We start from the raw sequence: 23,135 nt of genomic DNA on the forward strand, positions 1-23,135 counted from the left end.
TGACGCCCCATGAAGATCCTGATCAGTGCTGACATGGAGGGTGCCACCGGGGTCACCTGGCCGGAGGACGTCCGGCCGGGCGCCCCGGAGTGGCAGCGGTGCCGGGAGATGTTCACCTCGGACGTCGACGCGGCCGTCCGCGGCTTCTTCGACGGCGGCGCCGATCACGTGTTGATCAATGAAGCTCATGCCACGATGCGCAACCTTCTCCTTGAACGTCTTGACGAACGTGCGGACATGTTGACCGGTCGTCACAAAGACCTGTCCATGGTCGAGGGAGTCCAGTACGGCGACGTGGACGGCATCGCGTTCATCGGGTACCACGGCGGCGCCGGCATGGAGGGCGTCCTCGCCCACACCTTCCTCGCCAACACGATCACCGGCGTCTGGCTGAACGACGTCCGTGCCAGCGAGGGCCTCCTCAACGCCCATGTCGCCGCCGAGTACGGGGTACCCGTGATCCTCGTGACGGGCGACGACATCACCTGCGAGGACGCCCTCGGGTACGCGCCGGAGGCCCACAAGGTCGCCGTCAAGGACCACGTCTCGCGGTACGCGGCGATCTGCCGCACGCCCGCGCGCACGGCCGCCGACATCCGCACGGCGGCCCGCGAGGCGACGCGGCTCGCGGTACGGCACGACCCGGCCGGCACCGGCCCGTACACGGTCGCCGTCGAGTTCGACGCGGAGCACCTGGCGGGAGCCGTGACGGTGATCCCCGGCGTGGAGCGGATCGCGGAGCGCAAGGTCGCGTACACCATGGACCGCATGTACGACGCGATCCGTGTGTTCAAGGCTGTCACCACGGTCGCCGCGTCCGCGATGGAGGAGAAGTATGGCTGACCGGCAGGCGTACGACGAGGTCGTGCGGTTCACGTCCGACCTGATCCGCCGCGACACCACCAACCGGGGCGGCGGCGACTGCCGCGAGCGCCCCGCCGCCGAGTACGCGGCCGAACAGCTCGCCGAAATCGGCCTGGAACCCACGCTGTTGGAGCGCACGCCGGGCCGCACCAACGTCGTCGCCCGCATCGAGGGCACCGACCCGTCCGCGGACGCGCTCCTCGTCCACGGCCACCTCGACGTCGTCCCCGCCGAGGCCGCCGACTGGAGCGTGCACCCCTTCTCCGGAGAGGTCCGCGACGGGGTCGTGTGGGGGCGCGGCGCCGTCGACATGAAGAACATGGACGCGATGGTCCTCGCCGTCGCCCGCTCCTGGGCCCGCGAAGGCGTACGCCCGCGCCGGGACGTCGTCATCGCGTTCACCGCCGACGAGGAGGCGAGCGCCGAGGACGGCGCCGGGTTCCTCGCGAACCGGCACCCCGGCCTCTTCGAGGGCTGCACCGAAGGCATCAGTGAATCCGGCGCGTTCACCTTCCACGACGGCACCGGACGCGAGATCTACCCCATCGCCGCCGGTGAACGCGGCACCGCCTGGCTGAAGTTGACCGCGCGGGGCCGCGCCGGGCACGGCTCGAAGGTGAACCGCGAGAACGCCGTCACCCGCCTCGCCGCCGCGATCACCCGCATCGGCGCGTACGAGTGGCCCGCCCGTCTGACCCCCACGGTCAGCGCCGCCCTCACCGAACTCGCCGCGCTCTACGGCATCGAGGCCGACCTCGACGACGTCGACGCCCTGCTCGGCAGGCTCGGCCCCGCCGCGAGCCTCGTCGAGTCGACCGTCCGCAACAGCGCCAACCCGACGATGCTGGACGCCGGTTACAAGGTCAACGTCATCCCCGGCGAGGCCGTCGCCTACGTCGACGGACGCTATCTCGCGGGCGCGGAGGACGAGTTCAGGGCGACGCTCGACAAGCTGACCGGACCTGACGTCAGTTGGGAGTTCCAGCACCGCTCCGTCGCCCTCCAGGCGCCCCTGGACACCCCGACGTACGCCGGACTCCGGGCCGCCGTACGGGAGTTCGCGCCCCAGGGCCACACCGTCCCCTACTGCATGTCGGGCGGCACCGACGCCAAGCAGTTCTCCCGGATCGGCGTCGTCACCTACGGCTTCACCCCGCTCAGGATGCCCGAGGGGCTCGACTACCAGGCCCTGTTCCACGGCGTCGACGAACGCGTCCCCGTCGACGCGCTGCACTTCGGCGTCGACGTCCTCGACCGCTTCCTGCGCACCGCGTGACCCGCGCCCTGCCGTACGGCGACTGGCCCTCGCCGGTCACCGCCGGTCTCGCCGCCGCGCACGACGGCCGCCCCGAGTACGTCGGGTTCGTCGGCGAGGAGGTCTGGTGGACGGCGCCCCGGCCGGCCGAGGGAGGCCGCCGCGCCTTGGTCCGCCGCCGTGCCGACGGCACCGAGGAAGCGGTCCTGCCCGCGCCCTGGAACGTCCGCAGCCGCGTCCACGAGTACGGCGGCTGCCCTTGGGCGGGAACCGTGCACGAGGGCCGACTCCTCGTGGTGTTCGTCCACTTCACGGACCAGCGCCTCTACCGGTACGACGGCGACGGCGAACCCCGGCCCCTCACCCCCGTCTCCGAGATCGGCGGCGGGCTGCGCTGGGCCGACCCGGTGCTGCTGCCTGAGCGGGGCGAAGTCTGGTGCGTGAAGGAGGAGTTCACCGGCGACGCGCCCACCGACGTGCGGCGCGTCCTGGCCGCCGTACCGCTGGACGGGTCCGGTGCCGTGCGTGAACTCACCGACGACCGGCGGAGGTTCGTCACCGGGCCGAAGCTGTCGCCCGACCGGCGCAGGATGGCGTGGATCGCCTGGGACCATCCCCGGATGCCGTGGGACGGGACGGAGCTGCTGGTCGCCGAAGTCGACGACGTCGCCGGGGTCCCTCAAGTCGTCGCCGGTGGGCCTGAGGAGTCGGTCGTCCAGGCCGAATGGGCGCCGGACGGCGGGCTGTTGTACGCGTCCGACCGGAGCGGCTGGTGGAACCTCTACCGCGACGGGCGTCGACTCTGCCCGCGCGAGGAGGAGTTCGGCGGGGCGCCGTGGAAGCTGGGGCAGCGGTGGTTCGCGCCACTGGCGGACGGGCGGATCGCCGTCGTCCACGGGCGGGGCGCCGCCGTACTCGGCGTGCTCGACCCCCGAACCGGGGAGACCGCCGAACCGGACGGGCCCTGGACCGAGTTCGGGTCCACGCTCGCCGTGCGCGGGGAGCGGGTCGTCGGGGTCGGGGCCGGTCCGTACAGCGGGTACGAGGTCGTCGAACTGGACGCGCAAAGCGGGAGCGTCCGGGTGATCGGGGCCGCGCATGCCGACGCCGTGGACCCGGCGTACTACCCGCGGCCGGTCGCGCGGACCTTCGCCGGGCCGGGCGGCCGGGAGATCCACGCGCAGGTGTATCCGCCGCGCACCCCCGAACACGCCGGCCCCGAAGGGGAGTTGCCGCCGTACGTCGTGTGGGCGCACGGCGGGCCCACCGACCGGGCGCCGCTCGTGCTCGATCTGGAGATCGCGTACTTCACCTCGCGGGGGATCGGGGTCGTCGAGGTCGACTACGGCGGGTCCACCGGGTACGGGAGGGCGTACCGCGAGCGGCTGCGCGGGAGTTGGGGTGTCGTGGACGTCGAGGACTGTGCCGCCGTCGCGCTGGCGCTCGTCGAGGAAGGGGCCGCCGACCGGGGGCGGCTCGCCATCCGGGGCGGCAGCGCGGGAGGTTGGACCGCCGCCGTGTCGCTGGCCCGCACGGACGTCTACGCCTGTGCGGTGATCCGCTACCCCGTTCTCGATCCCGTGAGCTGGGCGGACGGCGGGACGCACGACCTGGAATCCCGGTACCTCGACGGGCTGATCGGGCCGGCCGAGCGGCTCGCGGAGCGGTCGCCGGTCGAGCACGCGGACCGCGTTTCCGTACCGTTCCTGCTGCTCCAGGGCTTGGACGACGTGATCTGTCCGCCCGCGCAGTGCGAGCGGTTCCTGGAGCGGGTCGGCGTGCCGTACACGTACCTCACCTTCGAGGGCGAGGGGCACGGGTTCCGCAAGGCGTCGACGACCGTGCGGGCGCTGGAGGCCGAACTCGCCCTGTACGCCGAGGTGTTCGGCCTGAATCCGGTGAAAGAGCTGATCCCGTGAACGAGTTGACCCGTCCCCGGCGTCTCGCGCCCGGCGCCCGCGTCGTGATCGTCGCCCCCAGCGGGCCCGTTCCCGAGGAGCGGCTCCAGGGCGGCCTCGACATCCTGCGCGGCTGGGGACTCGAACCCGTCGTCGCGCCCCATGTCCTCGACAGGCACGGGGAGTTCCCCTACCTCGCGGGCACCGACGCCGACCGGGCCGCCGACCTCCAGCGCGCCTGGTGCGCCCCGTCCGTCGACGCCGTGCTGTGTGCGCGGGGCGGGTACGGCGTCCAGCGCATGGTCGACCTGCTCGACTGGGACGCGCTGCGGGCGGCCGGGCCGAAGGTGCTCGTCGGCTTCAGCGACGTCACCGCGCTGCACGAGGCGTTCGCGAACCGGCTCGGGCTCGTCACCCTGCACGGGCCGATGACGGCCGGTGTGGACTTCCTCAAGAACGCGGCTGCGCAACGCCATCTCCGGGCGACCCTCATGAACCCCGAGTCCGTCCAGGCCGTCACCGCGACCGGAGGGGGTGCGCTGGTCGGCGGGCGGGCCCGGGGCGTCCTGCTCGGCGGGTGCCTGTGCCTGCTCGCCGCGGAACTGGGTACGCCGTACGCGCGGGCCTCCGCGCGCGGGGGGCTGCTGTGCCTGGAGGACGTGGGGGAGGAGACGTACCGGCTCGACCGCTACCTCACCCAGCTGCTGCGCGCCGGGTGGCTCGACGGGGTGCGGGGCGTGGTCCTCGGGTCCTGGGCGGAGTGCGACGACTACCCCCTCGTACGGGCCATGCTCGTCGACCGGCTCGGCGGGCTCGGGGTGCCTGTCGTCGAGGAGTTCGGGTTCGGGCATGCGGCGGGGGCGCTGACGGTGCCCTTCGGGGTGGCGGCGGTGCTCGACGCTGACGCGGGGACGCTGGTGCTGGACGAACCGGCCCTGCGCTGAGCGCTCGCCGTGCGGAACCGTTTGCTCGGGCGCACGCTGGTCGCATGAGTCCGAAGACGACGTCCGAGAGCGGGGCGAAGAAGAGGGGGGCGAGTCTGCTCACGCCGGGGTGGATCGCCGTTGCGGTGCTGGGGGTGCTTGCCCTGGTGTTCATCTTCGAGAACACCCGGCAGACCAAGATCCGGCTGTTGATTCCCGAGGTCACGATGCCGTTGTGGACGGCGTTGCTGGCGACGGGGGTGGTGGGGGCGTTGTGCGGGGCGTATTTCGTGCGCAGGAGGAAGTAGCGGTGCGCCTGAGGGAGTGCCGGTGCCTGTAGCAGGGCGGGTGCGGCGCCGTTGTGGTTGTTCGCGCCCGCGCGGCGGTAGCCGCAGATCGACACAGCCCCGCGCCCCTGGAGGGGCGCTGCCCTCGCAGGCCGTCCGGAGCCCCGTCGTACGCTGGTCCGATGCCTCACACTGATCGTTATCTCGCCGAAGGGCCCCGCGTGGGGATACGTCACTTCACCTACGCCGACGGGGCCGAGTTCGCCGCTCGGGTTCGGGAGAGTGGAGAGTTGCATCGACCATGGCTGTATCCGCCGGACAATGTTGATGCGTACACCTCGTACGCGTCAAGGTTGATCGAGGATCCCTCCAAGGCCGGGTTTCTCGTGTGCACCAAGGACGATGCGGCTATTGCTGGATACATCAATATCAACAACATCGTCGAGGGGGCTTTCCAGTGCGGGGCGCTGGGGTACGGGGCCTTCGCGCACTCCGCCGGGCGAGGGCTGATGCGGGAGGGGCTCGATCTTGTCGTCGGGTACGCCTTCGGGCCCATGCGGCTGCACCGGCTGGAGATCAACGTCCAGCCGGGCAACACGGCGTCGATCGCGCTCGCGCGGGGTGCCGGGTTCCGGCTGGAGGGGCTGTCGCCGAAGATGATCTACGTCGACGGCGACTGGCGTGACCACGAGCGGTGGGCGATCACCGTCGAGATGCGCGCTTGACGTTGATCTTCATGGTGTCGAGGTCGGTGACCTTCGACTTCAGGCCGGTGAAACCGTGTGAGAGCGCTTTCAGCGCCGTTTCCGCCCGGTCCTCCGCGATCGCCGCGGCCATCTCCTCGCCGTCCGTCGCGTCCGACACCACCACGTACCGCATCGAGAAGTGCTTCAGGGGGCTCGCCTCGTAGGTCAGCGAGCCCTCCTCGGTGAACCGCATGCTGGACAGGCCGTGGTCGGCGGCCTCGGTGAGCAGCCTCTCCCGGGACTCGTCGGTCAGGGCGTCCCACGTGCCTCGGACGATGACCCGGTAGGTGTGCTGCTCGCTCATCGGCTTCTTTCCGTCTCTGGGTGCGGGGCGCGTCGACTCTACGGCGGTGCCGACGGCCCGCACACGGAATTTCCCGCCGCCGCGGTCACCGCCGACCCGGTCACTTCCGGCAGAGGATCTCCCCGTGCAGGACGGCGAACCAGCCGTCCTCCTGCCGCCCCCACTCCCGCCACGCCTCGGACACGGCCGTCAGCTCGTCCCGGGTCGCGTGCCCGCCCTCGGTCGCGCGGTCGGCGTACGCGGAGGCCAGCGTGCGGTCCGCCCACAGGCCGCTCCACCACGCCCGCTCCTCCGGCGTCGAGAACGTCCAGTTCGCGGACGTCGCCGTGATGTCGGTGAACCCGGCCGCCAGCGCCCACGACTTCAGCCGCCGCCCGGCGTCCGGCTCGCCCCCGTTCGCGCGCGCGACCCGCTGGTACAGGTCGGACCAGGCGTCCATGCCGGCCGAGGCCGGGTACCAGATCATCCCCGCGTAGTCCGAATCGCGGACGGCGACGAGACCGTTCGGCTTGGTCACCCGGCGCATCTCGCGCAGCGCCTGTACGGGGTCGCCGACGTGCTGGAGGACCTGGTGGGCGTGGACGACGCAGAACGTGTCGTCCGGATAGTCCAAGGCGTGGACATCGGCGACCGCGAAGTCCAGGTTCGTCAGACCGCGCCCGGCGGCCGTGGCGGCGGCCTGCTCCAGGATGCCCGGCGCGTGGTCGACGCCGGTGACGTGGCCGTCCGGGACCAGGGCCGCCAGGTCGGCGGTGATCGTGCCCGGACCACAGCCCAGGTCCAGGACCTTCATGTGCGGCTTGAGCGAACTCAGCAGGTACGCCGCCGAGTTGGCGGCGGTCCGCCAGGTGTGCGAGCGCAGGACGGACTCGTGGTGGCCGTGCGTGTAGACGGCCGTCTCCCGTGCTTCCGGCATGGCTGTGCCCCTTCGCTTCGTCGGGTCGGTGCGGATTTCACGGTAACGCGATCGGCCGTATCGTGAGACTAACCGTTTCGTAATGTGGACTGACTGTGCGTCAGTCCATGCTTTCGATAACGGTTTGCCGTGCAGGTCGCGGGGCCGGAGAATGCGTTTCCATGGGACATCTGGAAGCCGCGCACCTCGAGTACTACCTCCCCGACGGGAGGGCGTTGCTCGGCGACGTGTCCTTCCGCGTCGGAGAAGGGGCGGTCGTCGCCCTCGTCGGCCCCAACGGGGCGGGCAAGACGACCCTGCTGCGGCTGATCTCCGGCGAGCTGAAGCCGCACGGCGGCACCGTCACCGTCAGCGGCGGGCTCGGCGTGATGCGCCAGTTCGTGGGCTCCGTACGGGACGAGACGACCGTCCGCGACCTGCTCGTCTCCGTCGCCCCGCCGGAGATCCGTACGGCCGCCGGGGCCGTCGACCGCGCCGAGCACGCGCTGATGACCGTCGACGACGAGGCCGCGCAGCTCCAGTACGCACAGGCGCTCTCCGACTGGGCCGAGGTGCGCGGGTACGAGGCCGAGACGCTGTGGGACATGTGCACGACCGCCGCGCTCGGCGTGCCGTACGAGCAGGCCCAGTGGCGGCAGGTGAGCACACTGTCCGGGGGCGAGCAGAAGCGGCTCGTGCTGGAGGCGCTGCTGCGCGGGACCGACGAGGTGCTGCTCCTCGACGAGCCCGACAACTATCTCGACGTACCCGGCAAGCGGTGGCTGGAGGAGCGGCTCAAGGAGACGCGCAAGACCGTCCTGTTCGTCTCCCACGACCGTGAACTCCTCGCGCGGGCCGCGGAGAAGATCGTGTCCGTGGAACCCGGGCCCGCCGGTGCCGACGCGTGGGTGCATGGCGCGGGGTTCGGGACGTATCACGAGGCCCGGCGTGAACGATTCGCCCGGTTCGAGGAGTTGCGCAGGCGGTGGGACGAGAAGCACGCGCAGCTGAAGAAGTTGGTGCTCTCGCTTCGTCAAGCCGCCTCCATCAGCCATGAGTTGGCGTCCCGGTACCAGGCCGCGCAGACCCGGCTGCGGAAGTTCGAGGAGGCCGGGCCGCCGCCGGAGCCGCCGCGCGAGCAGGACATCAAGATGCGGCTCAAGGGCGGGCGTACCGGAGTAAGGGCCGTCACCTGCAAGGGACTTGAGCTGAGCGGGCTGATGAAGCCCTTCGACCTCGAAGTCTTCTACGGCGAGCGCGTCGCCGTCCTCGGGTCCAACGGGTCGGGGAAATCGCACTTCTTGAGGCTCCTCGCGGGGGACGAGGTCGCGCACACCGGGGAGTGGAAGCTCGGCGCGCGGGTCGTCGCCGGGCACTTCGCGCAGACCCACGCCCACCCCGAACTCCTGGGCCGTACCCTCCTCGACATCCTCTGGACCGAGCACTCCCAGGACCGCGGCGCGGCCATGTCCCGCCTGCGACGGTACGAGTTGACCAACCAGGCGGAACAGAGCTTCGACCGCCTCTCCGGCGGCCAGCAGGCCCGCTTCCAGATCCTCCTCCTCGAACTCCGGGGCTGCACGGCGCTGTTGCTCGACGAACCGACCGACAACCTCGACCTGGAGTCGGCGGAGGCCCTCCAGGAAGGGCTGGAGGCATTCGACGGAACCGTCCTCACGGTCACCCACGACCGGTGGTTCGCCAAGTCCTTCGACCGGTACCTGGTGTTCGGGAGCGACGGGAAGGTACGGGAGACCGCGGAGCCGGTGTGGGACGAGCGGAGGGTGGAGCGGGCGCGGTAGGGGCGGGCGCGCGCCGGGTTCGTGGGCGGTGTGCGCGAGGCCGAGAGGGCCTGTGGGGCGGGCGGGCTGCGGGAGCGGTCGTGGCGTGCTCGCGCAGCGGTACGGCCCTGGGGACGGTGTCGTGGAGGCCGGCCCGTGCCGTGCCGCCGGGTGCCGTCCTGGCCTGCGCGGCGGAGCGGGTTCGGGTTCCCGGACGGTGTGCCGGTTGCCGCGCCCCACTTGTTCGGGTGGGGTCGGGGCGCCGCGCTCGCCCGGGCGGTGAGCTGGACGCGGTGGCTGTTCGCCGGGCGGTGTGCCGGGTGCCGTGATCGTCCGGCCGGGTTTCGCGCGTGTCCGTCTCCGGTGTCTGCCGACTCGTAACCGGCCGCGTCTGCCCAGCTCGGACCCCCTCCGTGTTTGTGTGGCGGGCCCCGGGGCAGGCGGATTGGCGTGCTTCGGACCGGAGGCACTCGGTGGGATGGCTCCGGCGGCCTGCGGCTGATCGTTCGCCGCGCGGGGCGTGCTCATCGGTGAACCGTCCAACCCGGAGCACCCGCAAGGGAGTTGCGACGCACCATGCGAAATTCAGTGAGCGTGACGCGCCACCCGCACGACGATGCCCCCGACACCGCCGAGGCATTCCGCAAGCTCGCCGACATGCCCGAGGGACCCGACCACGACACGTTGCGCGGCGAGATCGTCGAGGCGTGGCTGCCGATGGCCGACCGCCTCGCGGGCCGCTTCCGCAGCCGGGGCGAGAGCCTGGAGGACCTGCGCCAGGTCGCGGCCCTCGGCCTCGTGAAGGCCGTCGACCGGTACGACCCGGACCGCGGCAACGCCTTCGAGAGCTACGCCGTACCGACGGTGACCGGCGAGATCAAACGCCACTTCCGTGACCACCTGTGGACCCTGCACGTGCCGAGGCGGGTCCAGGACCTGCGCAACCGGGTCCGCTTCGCCTGCCAGGACCTCGCCCAGAACGGCGGCCGGCAACCGACCGTCGCCGAGATCGCCGAGCGCGCGCAGCTCAGCGAGGACGACGTACGCGCCGGCCTGGAGGCCCTGGACAGCTTCACCGCCCTCTCGCTGGACGCCGAGCTGCCCGGCGGCGAGGACGGCTACTCCCTCGGCGACGTCCTCGGCGCGCCCGACCCCGCGCTGGACGTCGTCGTCGACCGCGAAGCCGTACGCGGGCGCCTGGCGGCGCTGCCCGAGCGGGAGCGGGCGATCCTGTACATGCGGTTCTTCGGCGACATGACGCAGAGCCGGATCGCCGAGCGGCTCGGCATCTCCCAGATGCACGTCTCCCGGCTGATCAGCCGCTGCTGCGAACGCGTCCGCGAACAGGTGCTCCAGGACGCCGCCTGAGGCGTGGTTCACCCGGTCGGGTGGAGCCACTGCCGCCGAACGAGGGCGCACGCGCGCGTGTCGGCGTGCGGCGGGCTGTGATGGGTGTACGTCCACCGCAGCCGTCGCACGCCGCACCGAGGAGTCCCATGCGTCGCAGCGCCCGTGTCCTGTCCGCCACGCTCCTTGTCTGCGGGGTGCTCGCCGTGACACCGGCCGCCGCGGCCGACCCCGCCGCCGAGGTCACCCCGGCGACCGTCTCGCCCGGTGCCACGGTCACCGTCTCGGTTTCCTGCGACCCGGTCACGGGTACGGCGCCGGCGACGCTGGAGGCGACGTCCCTCGCGTTCGCCGAGGACACGGTGAGCCTCCAGCAGGTGCCCGGCGGCGGTCCCGGCCCCGTCTACCGGGGCACCGCCCGGATCGCGGGCGCGGGCGAGTTCACGGGCCTGGAGGGCACCGGACCCGACTCCGCGTGGACGGTCGACGGGACCTGTCCGGCGGCCCGGGGCGCCCAGGGACGCGCCTGGAGCGCCACGTTCGACGTCTCGCGCGCGGGCGGCGGCGGCCCGGCGCCGTGCACGCGGCCCCCGCAGCAGCCCTGGCCCGACTCGTGCCCCGGCCCCACGGTCCAGCACGGCGTCAAGGCGGGCGGCGGAGGCACCTTCACGGACTCCGTACCCGCACTGGCGGCGGGCGGCCTGTTCATCGCGGGCGCGTTCGCCGCCGCGGGCCACCGGCTGTGGCGGCGGGGTTCGGCGGCGAGGGGCTGAGGTCGCTGTGGGGAGGGCGGGCGGCGACGGGGCCGACGAGGGCGCGGCGACCGACGGGGGCGGCGAGGGTGCCGGGGTGAGGCGAGACCGGGAGCGCGGCTCCGAGCCGCGCCCCCGCGCGCGTGCGGCAGAGGACCGACCCGACCGGTCGACCCCGCCACCGGACGCAGGCTCCCGCGTGTGTGCAGGAGAGGCCCCGCGCGACCGGTCGGCCCACCCGGCAGACCCGCGCCCCCGCGCGCGTGTCCCCGAGGAGACCGAGCCGCCCCCCGCCGCTGCCCGCCCCGAGGACCACGGCCCCGTCCGGTACGGTCCGCCCCTCCCCGGCGACGGAGTTCCCGTTCTGCCGTTTCTCGCCGATGCCCTGGCCTCCGTGGCCTCGCGCGCGGGTGCCGAGCCGGTGGGAGGCGGGGCCGCGATACGGGAAGCCGCGTGCGGGTACTGGGCGCGGCGGGGCGTTGACGCCGACCCCGCGCGGGTGGCCGTCGCTCCCGGTGCGCCCGCCCTGCTGCTGGCGCTGACCGCCGCCCTCGGCGGGGACGTGCTCGTGCCGAGGCCCTGCGCGGCCTGGTGGGCGCCGTACGCGCGGCTGCTGGGGCGGCCGGTGTTCCATGTCGCGACGCCCGCCGAGTGCGGGGGAGTGCCGGACCCGTACGCGCTCCTGGAGACCGTCCGGAGGGTCCGGGAGGAGGGCGGGGAGCCGCGTCTGCTCGTGCTGTCGCCCGCCGACGACCCCACGGCCACCGTCGCGCCCCCGGAGGCCGTGCACGAGGCCGTGGAGGCCGCCGAGGGGGCCGGCCTGCACCTCGTCAGCGACGAGACCTGGCGCGACACCGTCCACGCCCCGCACGACACGGTGTTCGTCAGCCCTGCCGAGATGCTCCCGGACAAGGTCACCGTCGTCAGCGACCTCGCGGGCGCGCTGCTGCCGGCCGGCTGGCCCGCGGCGACCGCCCGCTTCCCCGCCGGAACCGACCTCCACGCGCGCGTGCTGGACGTCCTCACCGCACTCGGCGCCCGCGTCGCGACCCCGGTCGCGGCAGCCGCCGCCCGCGCGCTGGAGGAGCCCGACGAGGTCACCGCGCGCGTACAGGCCGTCGTCCGCCTCCACGCGCGCGTGGCCGACGCCGTGCACAGCATCGCTGTCACGGCGGGCGCACTGTCCCGGCCCCCGCGCGCGGGGCGTCATGTGTACGTCGATCTGGGCCCCCTGCATTCCGCTCTCGCCGCGCGCGGGGTCGGCGACGCCCAGGAACTGGAGGACCACCTCACCGGACGGCTCGGCATGCCCGCGCCCGGCGGCCACCGGTTCGGCGACGATCTGGGCGCCCTGCGCGTACGCCTGTCCACGGGCGCCCTGCTGGGTGCGACGGACGCCGAACGGGCGGAATGCCTCACGTCACCCTCGCCGTTGGAACTGCCACACGTGCACCGCACGTTGACCCACATGAGGTCGGTCTTCGACGGCCTCCGGAGCGACGCTCAGCGATGGGAGCCCCGATGACGCAGCAGTCCGAGTCGGCAGCGGCCACAACCACGCGGGACAGCACGGTCCCGGCGGACCCCTCCTCCCTCGCGCCCCCGTACCCGCCGCTGGCCGAACCCCGGCCGCTGGGCGAGCGCAGGGTGTGGCCGCGGGCGTTCCACGACCGGCTGACCGCGCCGCTGCCCGGCCTGAAGGCGATGGCCCGCTTCGCCCGCGAGGGCTCCGTGCGCCCCGGCAGGCAGGGCCTCGCGGACGTCACCCGGCTGCCCGTCACCCCCGGCGCACCGCCCCGCGTGGACGCCGGCACGATCGCCGTCACCTGGGCGGGACACGCCAGTTGGGTGGTGGGCGTCGGCGGGCTCACCGTCCTCACCGACCCGGTCTGGTCGCGCCGCATCCTCGGCACGCCCGCGCGCATCACCCCCGTCGGCGTCCCCTGGGAGACCCTCCCCAAGGTCGACGCCGTCGTCATCAGCCACAACCACTACGACCACCTCGACGCCCCCACCCTGCGCCGCCTCCCGCGCGACACGCCCGTGTTCGTGCCCGCGGGGCTCGGCGTCTGGTTCCGGCGGCGCCGCTTCACGCGCGTGACGGAACTCGACTGGTGGGAGGCCGCCGAACTCTCCGGTGTGCGCTTCGACTTCGTGCCCGCCCACCACTGGTCCAAGCGCACCCTGACCGACACCTGCCAGTCCCTGTGGGGCGGCTGGGTCCTCACCGCGCCCGACGGGCGGCGCGTCTACTTCGCCGGGGACACCGGCTACGGCCACTGGTTCTCCCGCATCGGCCGGCGCTACCCCGGCATCGACCTCGCCCTGCTGCCGATCGGCGCCTACGACCCGCGCTGGTGGCTCAGCGACGTGCACTGCGACCCCGAGGAGGCCGTACGCGCCGCGCGGGACGTCGGCGCGCGCAGGATGGCGCCGATGCACTGGGGGACGTTCGTCCTGTCGGCGGAACCCGTCCTGGAACCCCTCACGCGCGTGCGGGCCGCCTGGGAGACGGCGGGGCTGGACCGGGACGACCTGTGGGACCTGCCGATCGGAGGGTCCAGGCTGCTGGCCTAGTGCGCCCGCGACGGCCCCCGCAGCCGCCGCCACAGCACCGGCGCCGCGCTGATCGACACGGTCAGCGCGACCGCCGCGACGACACCCTCCCAGGGCTCCGGGAACAGCGAACCGCCCAGGATGCCGATCAGCTGGTAGGTCACCGCCCACGCGAGACAGGCCGGCAGGTTGCCCCGCACGAAACGCCGCAGCGGCCAGTCCGCGAGGAGACACGCCAGCATCACCGGGAGCCGCCCGGCGGGGACGAGCCGGGACAGGACGAGGACGGCGATGTTGTGCTCGGCGAGCCGCGCCTGTGCCTGCGCCAGCTTCTCCTCCGGCGCCCGCGCGCGGATCGCCGCCAGCCACCGCGAGCCGTTCTTCGACCTCATCCCGCGCCGCCCCAGCCAGTACAGCGCCGCGTCCCCGCAGAACGCCGCGAAGGACGCCGTCACGAACACCAGCGCCAGCGCGAACGGCGCCGTCTGATGGAACGCCACCACGGCCGCCGAACTCACCAGCGCCCCCGTCGGCACCACCGGCACCAGCGCCCCGAGCAGCACCAGCAGGAACAGCGTCGGATACCCGATCGCCTGCTGTGTCGACTCGGTGGCCCCGGTCGACGCGCCCGCCGCCAGCCACCCCCAGCTCACCGGGCGACCTCCGGGCGCACGCTCTGCCCGTGCGCCAGCTTGTGCACCGCGACCTGGGGTGCGCGCTCGGCGGCCAGGCGCACGAACTCGTCACCCGGCGCATGGAACTCATGGGGGCGCACGGCGTCCATCCCGATCGGCCAGTACGTGCCGTAGTGCACCGGAACGGCGCTGCGCGGCCCCAGGAGCGCGAGCGCCTCGGCCGCGCGCCCCGCGTCCAGATGCCCCTCCCCGAGGTACGGGCCCCAGCCGCCCACCGGCAGCAGCGCCACGTCGACCGGCCCGACCTCCTTCGCCATCCCCTCGAACAGCCCCGTGTCCCCGGCGAAGTAGGTCCGCGCCGCGCCCTCCACGACGTACCCCAGCGCGGGCGCGCGCTGAGGGCCCACCGGCAGCCGCCGGCCGTCGTGCCGCGCCGGGACCGCGCGCACGCGCACCTGCCCGACAGCCGTCTCGTCACCCGGCGCCACCTCGGTGACGTCCAGGTGGGACAGGCGCCGCAGACCCGGGACGGCGCGCGGAGCACCCCGGGGCACCAGCAGGCGCGTACCCGGCGCGAGCCGCGCCAGCGAGGGAATGTGCAGATGATCGGAGTGCAGGTGGGAGACGAGCACCGCGTCCGCGCGCAGGGCCTCCTCGGGGGGTGTCGCGCCCCGCCGCCGCCTCAGGTGCGCCAGTCTGCGTGCGAACAGGGGGTCGGTCAGCAGGCGCACGTTCGAATCCGTGACCGTGCAGGTGGCGTGACCCCACCAGGTGATCTCCACCGGCACCCCTTTGCCTCCTTCGCGCGACTCCCCCGAAGCCTACGGGCAGGAGTAGGGTCGGCGGCGAAACCCAGAGGTGAGGGGGCGCCATGGGACCGGTGCGCGTCACGGCGATCGCGAGTCTGACGCCGCTTCAGGAGCTCGACGACGACCCCTTCCTCGTGGACTCCCGCACCCAGCACGCCATCTGCGCCCGCTGGGCCGAGGAGCACGGCTACACCGTCGTCCGCGAACTCGTCGTCAGCGGACTCCGCGCCGACCACTGCGTCCTGTGGGACGGCGTCCGCCCCGGTGCCGACCTGTTCGTCGCCCCCAGCGCGCGCGTACTGGCGAGCGCCCTGTCCTCCGTCGAGGAGTTCACCGCCGAGTGCACCCGCCGAGGTGTGCGGGTGGAGACCGTGGGCGGCGCGGAACCGGCGTACGACGCCCAGATGAAGGCCCGCGTCCACCGCAGGCTGTCCATGCCGACGGCCGGGTACGACGGCCGGTAGGCGGCTTGCGGACGGCGTTGTCAGTGGCGTGTGACAGGGTGGAACCGTGAAGAGCGGAGGGCACTGGCGGCGGATCGCCAGCCAGATCGGGCGCAGCATCACGGTGTGGGCGGCGTCCACGCTCACGATGCTCATCCTCGCCGGGATCCTCCCCGACTTCCGGCTCACCTCGAACGACGGCGACAGCGCCACCCGCATCGCCGTCACCGCCGGCGCCGGAGCCGGTGTGTTCGGTGTGCTGTCGGCGCTGGCCTGGCCCGTCCTCGTCCGGCTGCTGCTGCTCGTCCCCGCGCTCGTCCTCGGCCTGCTGGTGTTCGCGCTCAACGGCTCGCTGCTGCTGGTCGCGCTGCGCGTCAACCCGTCCGCGCAGGGCGCAGCCGCCCCCGAGACCGCCGTGATCGTCGCCGCCGTCATGTCCGCCGTCGCCTCCGCGACCGGCGGCGCGCTCGCGGTCCGCGACGACGACGCCTACCGCCGCCGCCTCTACCGCCTCGCGGACCGTCGCCGGCGCAGCGGCCCCGCGAGCCCGCAGACGCCCGGGACGGTCTTCCTCCAGTTCGACGGCGTCGGCCACGACCTCCTGCACACGGCCGCGCACACGGGCCTCATGCCGACCGTCGCCCGCTGGCTCGACACGGACGGCGGCAGTCACCGCCTCACCCCCTGGCGCACCGACTGGTCCAGCCAGACCGGCGCCAGCCAGCTCGGCATCCTGCACGGCTCCAACCACGACATCCCCGCCTTCCGCTGGTACGAGAAGGACACCCGGGAGGTCATGGTCTGCAACCGTCCCACCAGCGCCGCCGAACTCCAGCGCCGCGCGGTCGAGCGCACCCGCGACACCGGCCTGCTGTCCGCCGACGGCGCGAGCCGTGGCAACCTCTTCGGCGGCGGCGCCGACGAACAGGCCCTCGTGCTGTCCGTCGCCGCCCGCCGCAGGCGCGAGAACCGCTCCCGCGCCGGGTACTTCGCCTACTTCTCCGACCCCGCCAACGCCGTACGCACGGTCTTGTCGTTCGTCGCCGAGGTCGGCCGGGAGATCGGGCAGTCCACCCGCGCGCGGGTACGCCGCAAGCGCCCGCGCGTGAAGCGCGGCGGCCTCTATCCGCTGGTGCGCGCGTTCGCGACGGTCGTCGAACGGGACGTCGTGGTCGCCGCCGTCATGGGCGACATGCTCGCCGGGCGCACGTCCGTGTACGCCGACCTCGTCGCCTACGACGAGGTCGCCCACCACTCCGGGCCGCTCAGCCGCGACGCCGAGAAGGTCCTCGCCCGCCTCGACCGCTCCCTCGCGCTGATCGAGAAGGTCGCCGAGCACGCGCCGCGCCCGTACCGGATCGTCGTCCTGTCCGACCACGGCCAGAGCCCCGGCGAGACCTTCCAGGCGCGCTACGGCCTCACCCTGGGCGACCTGGTCCGGGCCGGCTGCGGGCTGCCTGTGCCGCGCCGCGCGGAGCGCACGCACAGCGGCGCCGAGGCGCGGGCCGCCGTCCGCGCGGCGCTGCGCCGGCCCGTCGAGGAGCGCGGCGAGCGCCACCGGCCCGCGCGCCGCTCCGAACCGATCGTGCTGGCCTCCGGGAACCTCGGCCTGATCTCCTTCCCCGACGTCCCGCACCGGATGACCAAGGAGGAGATCGACGCCCGCCACCCCGCGCTGCTGACGACCCTCGCGAACCACCCCGGCGTCGGCTTCCTGCTGGTGGCCAGCGCCGAGCACGGCGGGGTCGTCCTCGGCGCGTACGGCGCGGAGATCCCGGTCGCCGAACTCGCCGACTGCCGGGGGCCGTTGACCGCCTTCGGACGCGGCGCCGCCGACGCCGTACGCCGGACGCACGGCTTCCCGCACACCGCCGACGTGATGGTCAACTCCTTCCACGAACCGGCCGACGGGGAGGTGCTCGCCTTCGAGGAGCAGATCGGGTCGCACGGAGGGCTCGGAGGTGCGCAGGGGAAGCCGTTCCTGATGTCCCCGCGCGCGTTGTCGCAGCCCGTCGAGGAGGGGGCGGAGCTGGTGGGCGCGGAGCAGGTGCACCGGGTGCTGCGGCGCTGGCTGGGGGAGGCGAACGGGCCGCAGGTACCGGTGCAGGACACGGACGAGGACCGGCAGGCGGCATAGGCGCGGGGGCGCGGTGCGCCGGGTGAGTCATAGTCGTACAAGCCGAAAATAAGCTGCAAACCTTCACGGCGCCCACCCACACTGTCCTGGTGCAAGCAGCCGTCACCATCACGCCCGCCCGTCTCCCCGAACTCCTCCTCGGTCTCGCCACCGTCCGGCCGGTGTTCGTGTGGGGTGCGCCCGGCATCGGAAAGTCCTCCCTGGTACGGGAGTTCGCCGCCTCGCTGGGACTGGAGTGCGTGAGCCTGCTCGGTACGCAGCTCGCCCCGGAGGACCTGATCGGGGTGCCGCAGATCCGGGACGGCCGCTCGGTGTTCTGCCCGCCGGAGACGATCGCCCGCGACGAGCCGTACTGCCTGTTCCTGGACGAGCTGAACGCGGCCACCCCTGACGTGCAGAAGGCGTTCTACTCGCTGATCCTCGACCGCCGCATCGGCACCTACGAACTCCCCGAGGGGTCGATCGTCGTCGGCGCCGGGAACCGCGCCACCGACAACGCGCTCGCCCGCCCCATCTCGTCCGCGCTGGTCAACCGCCTCGCGCACGTCCACCTGGAGGTGTCCGCGAAGGACTGGCTGGCCTGGGCTGCGGGCGCCGGCATCCACCCGTGGATCCTCGACCACCTCACCGACCGCCCCGACCACCTCTGGTCCAAGCCCCCGAAGACCGAGGAGCCGTTCTCCACGCCCCGCTCCTGGCACATGCTCTCCGACGCCCTGCACTCCTTCGGCCAGGGACTCGACGAGGAGACCCTCAAGGTCCTCGCGCACGGCACGCTGACGCCCGCGCACGCGACCGCGTTCAGCGGGTACGTCAAGATCGTGCGCAGCCGCTTCGGCATCGAGGCCGTCCTGCGCGGCGACGCCCGCTGGCCGCACCGGGTCGAGGACCGCGACCTGCTGTACTTCCTCGCCGAGTCGTTCCGCGAGCGCCTCGTGAAGGAACTCCCCGCGAGCAAGGAGCACATGTCGGCGAACGGCCGCCAGACCGCGTACCGCGCGAAGGCGCTGCTCGTCCAACTCGCCGAGATCTCCGTGGAGATCGCCCAGGGCGTCATCGCCTCCGACGCCGACGGCAACCCTCTCCTGCCGTCCTGGTTCCTCGTCGAGGCGGCCCGCGACATGCCCCGGCTCGTCGAGGCGCGCAAGTGAGCCGGGGCGGGCGGCAGAAGAAGAAGCGGGACGTCGCCGGGGAGGCGTTCGCCGAGGGGATGCGGCTCATGCGGGCCAACCCGGCGCTCAACTCCGTGCCGCTCAGCACCTGTCGGCACGAGGACTGCCGACTCGCGCCCCGCGACGGCCTGTTGCGCGTCCGGTCCGACGGCGTCGCCCACGCCGACCCGGCCCGGTTCGCCGAACCCGCCGACTGGGCCTGGGCGTTGGCCCACGCCGCCCTCCACCTCGGCTTCGGCCACGTACCCGCCGCGCGCGGCGAACGCGTCCAGCCCGACCGCTTCGACCTCGCCGCGCGCTGCGCCGTCGTCAACCGGTTCCTGCTCACGTTCCCCGTCGGCCGCACCCCCGAGGATCTGCCGCCCTCCTATCCCGACGGTGACGAGGAGCAACTCGCCGCGCGCTGGCGGCGCGACGGGATTCCGCCCGCCTACGACCGCTGCGGCACGGCCGGTTCCGGGGCCGACCAGGTGCTCGTCACCTGGGGCGACAAGTACACCCAACCCCCGGACTGGCAGCCGGAGTTCGCGCAGGCCCTCACCCGTACGATGAGCGCCGCCCTGGACGTCGCGGGCGGGCGGCGCGACAGCGTCACCGGCGAGCGGGAACCCCTGCGGCCCTGGCATCGGGCGCTGAGCTGGTTCGTCTCCTCCTACCCCCTGCTCGGCGGCATCGCCTCCGGCATCACCCTCGTCGCCGACGCCGAACTCGCCCGCGCCCACGGCATATCCGTCGCCGCCGTCGACGCCGAGGCCGGGGAGATCTACGTCAACCCGCTGTGCCAACTGGAGGACGAGGAATGGCGGTTCGTCCTCGCGCACGAGATGCTGCACGCCGCCCTGCGCCACGGCGACCGGTGCGGACCCCGCGACCCGTACCTCTTCAACGTCGCCTGCGACTACGTCGTCAACGCCTGGCTGCGCGAGATGCAGGTCGGCGTCATGCCCCAAGGGCTGCTGTACGACGCCGAGTTGACGGGGCTGTCCGCCGAGGAGGTGTACGACCGGATCGCCGGAGACCTGCGGCGGATGCGGCGCCTGGGGACCCTGCGCGGGAAGGGGCTCGGCGACCTGCTCGGCGGGCCCGTCGGGGCGCCCCGCGAGCATGTCGACCTCGACGAGTTCTACCGGCGCGGGCTGTGCCAGGGGTTCGAACTCCACGACCGGCAGCAACGCGGGTACCTGCCCGCCGGGTTGGTCGAGGAGATCCGGGCGCTCAGCCAACCGCCGCTGCCGTGGGACGCCCGACTCGCCCGCTGGTTCGACGAGTTCGTGCCACGTCCCGAACCCCTGCGGACGTACTCCCGGCCCTCCCGGCGGCAGGCCGCCACCCCCGATGTCCCGCGCGCCGGGCGGTACTTCCCGCCCGAGGAGGTCGCCCGCTGCACCTTCGGCGTCGTCCTCGACACCTCCGGGTCCATGGAACGGACGCTGCTCGGAAAGGCGCTCGGCGCGATCGCCTCGTACGCCGAGGCCCGGGACGTGCCCGCCGCGCGCGTCGTGTTCTGCGATGCCGCGCCCTACGACGCCGGGTACCTGCCGGTCGCCGAGATCGCCGGGCGGGTCCGGGTGCGCGGGCGTGGCGGGACCGAACTCCAGCCCGGCATCGACCTGTTGACGCGCGCCGGGGACTTTCCCGAGGGAGCGCCCGTGCTCGTCATCACCGACGGGTGGTGCGATGTGCTGCGCGTGCGGCAGGAGCACGCCTACCTTCTTCCCCAAGGGCGCCGGCTGCCGTTCACCCCACGAGGGCCGGTCTTCCACGTGCGGTGATGTGGAGTGTGATCGGATAGGGGGTACGACGTCCCGGTACCGGGACCGATGTGACAGCGAAAGGGACTCAACGTGGCCACCACGCGTACCGCACACACCGTCTGGGAAGGCAACCTGGTCGAGGGGAACGGGACCGTCTCCTTCGACTCCTCCGGCATCGGCTCGCAGGCCGTGTCGTGGCCGTCGCGCGCGGAGGCCGCGAACGGGAAGACCAGCCCCGAGGAGCTGATCGCCGCCGCGCACTCCAGCTGCTTCTCCATGGCGCTCTCGCACGGCCTCACCGGCGCCGGGACCCCTCCCACCCGGCTGGAGGCCAAGGCCGACGTCACGTTCCAGCCCGGTACCGGGATCACCGGGATCCACCTCACCGTCCGTGGTGAGGTCCCCGGCCTCGACGCGGAGGGCTTCGCCGCCGCCGCCGAGGACGCGAAGAAGAACTGCCCGGTGAGCCAGGCGCTCACGGGCACGACGATCACGCTGACGGCCGAGTTGGTCTGAAACAGGGCGTAAGCGGTTACTGCCGTTTGCCGGCGCGCGGGTCTCCTTCGAGGGCCCGCGCGCTTTGTCGTGTGGCGGATGCGGGGCGGTGGGCGGGGCGGCTGTCCGCCGTTGCGGGACGGTAGGCCCCCTTGACAAGGGGGTGCTCAAGTTTTCTGCTGGAGAGTCCGAGGTGCCCGGTAGGGAAGGGGACGGCTATGGGACGGCCGGTCGGGATCGATCTGGGGACCACGAATTCGGTGGTGGCCGTGCTGGAGGGTGGGGAGCCGACCGTTGTCGCCAATGCCGAAGGGGCGCGGACCACTCCCTCTGTCGTCGCCTTCGCCAAGAACGGGGAGGTGTTGGTCGGGGAGGTCGCCAAACGGCAGGCCGTCACCAACGTCGATCGGACCGCCCGGTCCGTCAAACGGCATATGGGGGACGGGAGTTGGCGGTTCCCCGAGCAGGGGGAGATCGACGGCGCGCGGTTGCGGGCTCAGGAGCTTTCCGCGCGGGTGTTGCAGAAGCTCAAGCGGGACGCGGAGGCTTACCTCGGTGAGGACGTGACCGACGCCGTCATCACCGTGCCCGCCTACTTCGACGATTCCCAGCGGCAGGCGACCAAAGAGGCCGGGGAGATCGCCGGGCTGAAGGTGCTGCGGATCATCAACGAGCCGACGGCCGCAGCCCTCGCGTACGGACTCGACCGGGGCGACGAGCAGACCGTGCTCGTCTTCGACCTCGGCGGCGGCACGTTCGACGTCTCGCTCCTGGAGATCGGCGACGGCGTCATCGAGGTCAAGGCCACCAACGGCGACACCCTGCTCGGCGGGGACGACTGGGACCAGCGGATCGTGGAACACCTGGTCAAGAGGTTCAAGAACCAGTACGGCGTGGACCTCGGCAAGGACAAGATGGCCGTCCAACGCCTGCGCGAGGCCGCCGAGAAGGCGAAGATCGAGCTGTCGTCGTCGACCGAGACCACCGTCAACCTGCCGTACATCACCGCGTCCGCGGAAGGCCCCCTCCACCTCGACGAGAAACTGACGAGGGCTCAGTTCCAGGAGCTCACCGCCGACTTGCTCGACCGCTGCCGCACACCGTTCCACCAGGCCGTCAAGGACGCGAAGGTGAAGCTCTCGGCGGTCGACCACGTCATCCTGGTCGGCGGCTCGACGCGGATGCCCGCAGTGTCGGACCTGGTACGGGAGTTGACCGGCAAGGACCCGCACAAGGGCGTCAACCCGGACGAGGTCGTGGCGCTCGGTGCCTCGCTCCAGGCCGGGGTGATCCGGGGCGACGTGAAGGACGTCCTCCTCCTCGACGTCACCCCGCTGTCCCTCGGCATCGAGACCAAGGGCGGCATCATGACGAAGCTCATCGAGCGCAACACCACGATCCCCACCCGGCGTTCGGAGATCTTCACGACCGCCGTCGACAACCAGCCGTCCGTAGGCATCCAGGTCTACCAGGGTGAACGGGAGATCGCCGCGTACAACAAGAAGCTCGGCGTCTTCGACCTCACCGGGCTGCCGCCCGCCCCGCGCGGAGTCCCGCAGATCGAGGTCGCGTTCGACATCGACGCCAACGGGATCATGCACGTCTTCGCCAAGGACCTGGCGACGGGCCGCGAGCAGAAGATGACCGTCACCGGCGGCTCGGCGCTGCCCAAGGACGCCATCGACCGGATGATGCGCGACGCCGAGCAGTACGCCGACGACGACCGCAGGCGGCGCGAGTCCGTCGAGATCCGCAACCAGGCCGAGCAACTCGTGTACCAGACCGAGAAGTTCGTCCGGGAGAACGAACAGAGCGTCCCGGCGGAGACCCGCGCGGAGGTGACCGGCGCGGTCGGCGAGGTGAAGACGCTGCTCCAAGGGGAGCCGGACACGGCCGAGTTGAGGGCCGCGGTCGAGAAACTGTCCGCCGTGAGCCAGCGGATGGGGGAGGCGATGTACGCGCGCGCCCAGGAGCCGGCCGAGCCGCAGTCCCGGCCGGAGGAGGACGGCGTGGTGGACGCCGAGATCATCGACGACGAACAGGAGAAATAAGGCGGAGCGGCGTAGAAACCGCCTACTGAAA

Annotated in this window: 21 protein-coding genes; 17 read left to right on the forward strand and 4 right to left on the reverse strand. The window is 72.7% G+C overall.

Annotated elements, in window-relative coordinates; genetic code table 11:
• Positions 1-9 precede the first annotated feature (9 nt).
• From ACQCO7_RS34840 to ACQCO7_RS34865, 6 genes are all read left to right on the forward strand, one after another.
• Positions 10-843 carry a M55 family metallopeptidase gene (locus ACQCO7_RS34840; protein WP_464075535.1) on the forward strand — a complete coding sequence of 278 codons (834 nt, stop codon included), beginning with the start codon at positions 10-12 and terminating at the stop codon, positions 841-843.
• Positions 836-2,140 (forward strand): M20/M25/M40 family metallo-hydrolase, encoded by a 1,305-nt coding sequence (locus tag ACQCO7_RS34845; protein ID WP_464075536.1) that lies wholly within the window; start codon positions 836-838, stop codon positions 2,138-2,140. The genes ACQCO7_RS34840 and ACQCO7_RS34845 overlap by 8 nt, the downstream gene beginning before the upstream one ends.
• Positions 2,137-4,038: a dipeptidyl-peptidase 5 gene (locus ACQCO7_RS34850; protein WP_464075537.1), complete on the forward strand. Its 1,902-nt coding sequence runs from the start codon at positions 2,137-2,139 to the stop codon at positions 4,036-4,038. Before ACQCO7_RS34845 ends, ACQCO7_RS34850 begins: the two co-directional genes overlap by 4 nt.
• Positions 4,035-4,961 (forward strand): S66 peptidase family protein, encoded by a 927-nt coding sequence (locus tag ACQCO7_RS34855; RefSeq protein WP_464075538.1) that lies wholly within the window; start codon positions 4,035-4,037, stop codon positions 4,959-4,961. Before ACQCO7_RS34850 ends, ACQCO7_RS34855 begins: the two co-directional genes overlap by 4 nt.
• A 44-nt stretch (positions 4,962-5,005) precedes the next feature.
• The gene (locus ACQCO7_RS34860) at positions 5,006-5,248 is read left to right on the forward strand and encodes a LapA family protein (protein ID WP_464075539.1); all 243 of its coding nucleotides are present in this window, start codon (positions 5,006-5,008) and stop codon (positions 5,246-5,248) included.
• A gap of 161 nt (positions 5,249-5,409) precedes the next feature.
• Complete coding sequence (locus tag ACQCO7_RS34865) at positions 5,410-5,952, forward strand: GNAT family N-acetyltransferase (protein WP_464075540.1); 543 nt, start codon at positions 5,410-5,412, stop codon at positions 5,950-5,952.
• On the opposite strand, the gene ACQCO7_RS34870 is transcribed toward ACQCO7_RS34865, so the two are convergent.
• Together ACQCO7_RS34870 and ACQCO7_RS34875 are read right to left on the reverse strand one after the other, a co-directional pair.
• Positions 5,930-6,277, reverse strand: coding sequence for a DUF6204 family protein (locus ACQCO7_RS34870; RefSeq protein WP_409116446.1), 348 nt, complete (start codon positions 6,275-6,277; stop codon positions 5,930-5,932). The two genes, ACQCO7_RS34865 and ACQCO7_RS34870, sit on opposite strands and share 23 nt — an antisense overlap.
• A 100-nt stretch (positions 6,278-6,377) precedes the next feature.
• Entirely contained in the window at positions 6,378-7,193 is an 816-nt protein-coding gene (locus ACQCO7_RS34875) for a class I SAM-dependent methyltransferase (protein WP_464075541.1), read from the reverse strand.
• 161 nt (positions 7,194-7,354) lie between these two features.
• Here ACQCO7_RS34875 and ACQCO7_RS34880 point away from each other — a divergent pair, with 161 nt between their 5' ends.
• The 5 genes from ACQCO7_RS34880 (at position 7,355) to ACQCO7_RS34900 (ending at position 13,629) form a co-directional block, all read left to right on the forward strand.
• On the forward strand, positions 7,355-8,974 hold the full coding sequence (locus tag ACQCO7_RS34880; protein ID WP_464075542.1) for an ABC-F family ATP-binding cassette domain-containing protein: 1,620 nt from the start codon (positions 7,355-7,357) through the stop codon (positions 8,972-8,974).
• A gap of 555 nt (positions 8,975-9,529) precedes the next feature.
• Positions 9,530-10,321, forward strand: a complete 792-nt coding sequence (locus ACQCO7_RS34885; protein WP_464075543.1) for an RNA polymerase sigma factor SigF — start codon at positions 9,530-9,532, stop codon at positions 10,319-10,321.
• Positions 10,322-10,449: 128 nt separating this feature from the next.
• Positions 10,450-11,073, forward strand: a complete 624-nt coding sequence (locus tag ACQCO7_RS34890) for a hypothetical protein (RefSeq protein WP_464075544.1) — start codon at positions 10,450-10,452, stop codon at positions 11,071-11,073.
• Between the two features lie 178 nt (positions 11,074-11,251).
• The gene (locus ACQCO7_RS34895; RefSeq protein WP_464075545.1) at positions 11,252-12,577 is read left to right on the forward strand and encodes an aminotransferase class I/II-fold pyridoxal phosphate-dependent enzyme; all 1,326 of its coding nucleotides are present in this window, start codon (positions 11,252-11,254) and stop codon (positions 12,575-12,577) included.
• Entirely contained in the window at positions 12,574-13,629 is a 1,056-nt protein-coding gene (locus ACQCO7_RS34900) for an MBL fold metallo-hydrolase (protein ID WP_464075546.1), read from the forward strand. Before ACQCO7_RS34895 ends, ACQCO7_RS34900 begins: the two co-directional genes overlap by 4 nt.
• Here the strand turns inward: ACQCO7_RS34900 and ACQCO7_RS34905 are convergent.
• Entirely contained in the window at positions 13,626-14,261 is a 636-nt protein-coding gene (locus ACQCO7_RS34905; RefSeq protein WP_464075547.1) for a DedA family protein, read from the reverse strand. The genes ACQCO7_RS34900 and ACQCO7_RS34905 overlap by 4 nt on opposite strands.
• Positions 14,258-15,031 carry an MBL fold metallo-hydrolase gene (locus ACQCO7_RS34910; protein WP_464075548.1) on the reverse strand — a complete coding sequence of 258 codons (774 nt, stop codon included), beginning with the start codon at positions 15,029-15,031 and terminating at the stop codon, positions 14,258-14,260. Before ACQCO7_RS34910 ends, ACQCO7_RS34905 begins: the two co-directional genes overlap by 4 nt.
• An 83-nt stretch (positions 15,032-15,114) precedes the next feature.
• On the opposite strand from ACQCO7_RS34910, the gene ACQCO7_RS34915 reads away from it, so the two are divergent.
• The 6 genes from ACQCO7_RS34915 to dnaK all read left to right on the forward strand — a co-directional run bounded on the left by ACQCO7_RS34915 (position 15,115) and on the right by dnaK (position 23,104).
• Complete coding sequence (locus ACQCO7_RS34915; protein WP_464075549.1) at positions 15,115-15,516, forward strand: hypothetical protein; 402 nt, start codon at positions 15,115-15,117, stop codon at positions 15,514-15,516.
• A gap of 103 nt (positions 15,517-15,619) precedes the next feature.
• The gene (locus ACQCO7_RS34920; protein ID WP_464077362.1) at positions 15,620-17,632 is read left to right on the forward strand and encodes an alkaline phosphatase family protein; all 2,013 of its coding nucleotides are present in this window, start codon (positions 15,620-15,622) and stop codon (positions 17,630-17,632) included.
• Positions 17,633-17,721: 89 nt separating this feature from the next.
• Positions 17,722-18,783 (forward strand): AAA family ATPase, encoded by a 1,062-nt coding sequence (locus ACQCO7_RS34925; RefSeq protein ID WP_464075550.1) that lies wholly within the window; start codon positions 17,722-17,724, stop codon positions 18,781-18,783.
• A complete protein-coding gene (locus ACQCO7_RS34930; RefSeq protein WP_464075551.1) occupies positions 18,780-20,576 on the forward strand; it encodes a vWA domain-containing protein in 1,797 nt (598 codons plus the stop codon). Before ACQCO7_RS34925 ends, ACQCO7_RS34930 begins: the two co-directional genes overlap by 4 nt.
• A 72-nt stretch (positions 20,577-20,648) precedes the next feature.
• Entirely contained in the window at positions 20,649-21,074 is a 426-nt protein-coding gene (locus tag ACQCO7_RS34935) for an OsmC family protein (RefSeq protein WP_464075552.1), read from the forward strand.
• 197 nt (positions 21,075-21,271) lie between these two features.
• On the forward strand, positions 21,272-23,104 hold the full coding sequence (gene dnaK, locus ACQCO7_RS34940) for a molecular chaperone DnaK (RefSeq protein WP_464075553.1): 1,833 nt from the start codon (positions 21,272-21,274) through the stop codon (positions 23,102-23,104).
• Positions 23,105-23,135 lie beyond the last annotated feature (31 nt).

It is taken from the genome of Streptomyces saintjeani, assembly GCF_055409605.1.

What these genes read in the sequence shown, in the direction of transcription:
- ACQCO7_RS34880 (WP_464075542.1), top strand. Translation starts at nt 7,355, where the DNA reads ATGGGACATCTGGAAGCCGCGCACCTCGAGTACTACCTCCCCGACGGG.
- ACQCO7_RS34875 (WP_464075541.1), bottom strand. Translation starts at nt 7,193, where the DNA reads ATGCCGGAAGCACGGGAGACGGCCGTCTACACGCACGGCCACCACGAG.
- ACQCO7_RS34915 (WP_464075549.1), top strand. Translation starts at nt 15,115, where the DNA reads ATGGGACCGGTGCGCGTCACGGCGATCGCGAGTCTGACGCCGCTTCAG.
- ACQCO7_RS34900 (WP_464075546.1), top strand. Translation starts at nt 12,574, where the DNA reads ATGACGCAGCAGTCCGAGTCGGCAGCGGCCACAACCACGCGGGACAGC.
- dnaK (WP_464075553.1), top strand. Translation starts at nt 21,272, where the DNA reads ATGGGACGGCCGGTCGGGATCGATCTGGGGACCACGAATTCGGTGGTG.
- ACQCO7_RS34890 (WP_464075544.1), top strand. Translation starts at nt 10,450, where the DNA reads ATGCGTCGCAGCGCCCGTGTCCTGTCCGCCACGCTCCTTGTCTGCGGG.
- ACQCO7_RS34885 (WP_464075543.1), top strand. Translation starts at nt 9,530, where the DNA reads ATGCGAAATTCAGTGAGCGTGACGCGCCACCCGCACGACGATGCCCCC.
- ACQCO7_RS34845 (WP_464075536.1), top strand. Translation starts at nt 836, where the DNA reads ATGGCTGACCGGCAGGCGTACGACGAGGTCGTGCGGTTCACGTCCGAC.
- ACQCO7_RS34840 (WP_464075535.1), top strand. Translation starts at nt 10, where the DNA reads ATGAAGATCCTGATCAGTGCTGACATGGAGGGTGCCACCGGGGTCACC.
- ACQCO7_RS34865 (WP_464075540.1), top strand. Translation starts at nt 5,410, where the DNA reads ATGCCTCACACTGATCGTTATCTCGCCGAAGGGCCCCGCGTGGGGATA.
- ACQCO7_RS34870 (WP_409116446.1), bottom strand. Translation starts at nt 6,277, where the DNA reads ATGAGCGAGCAGCACACCTACCGGGTCATCGTCCGAGGCACGTGGGAC.
- ACQCO7_RS34860 (WP_464075539.1), top strand. Translation starts at nt 5,006, where the DNA reads ATGAGTCCGAAGACGACGTCCGAGAGCGGGGCGAAGAAGAGGGGGGCG.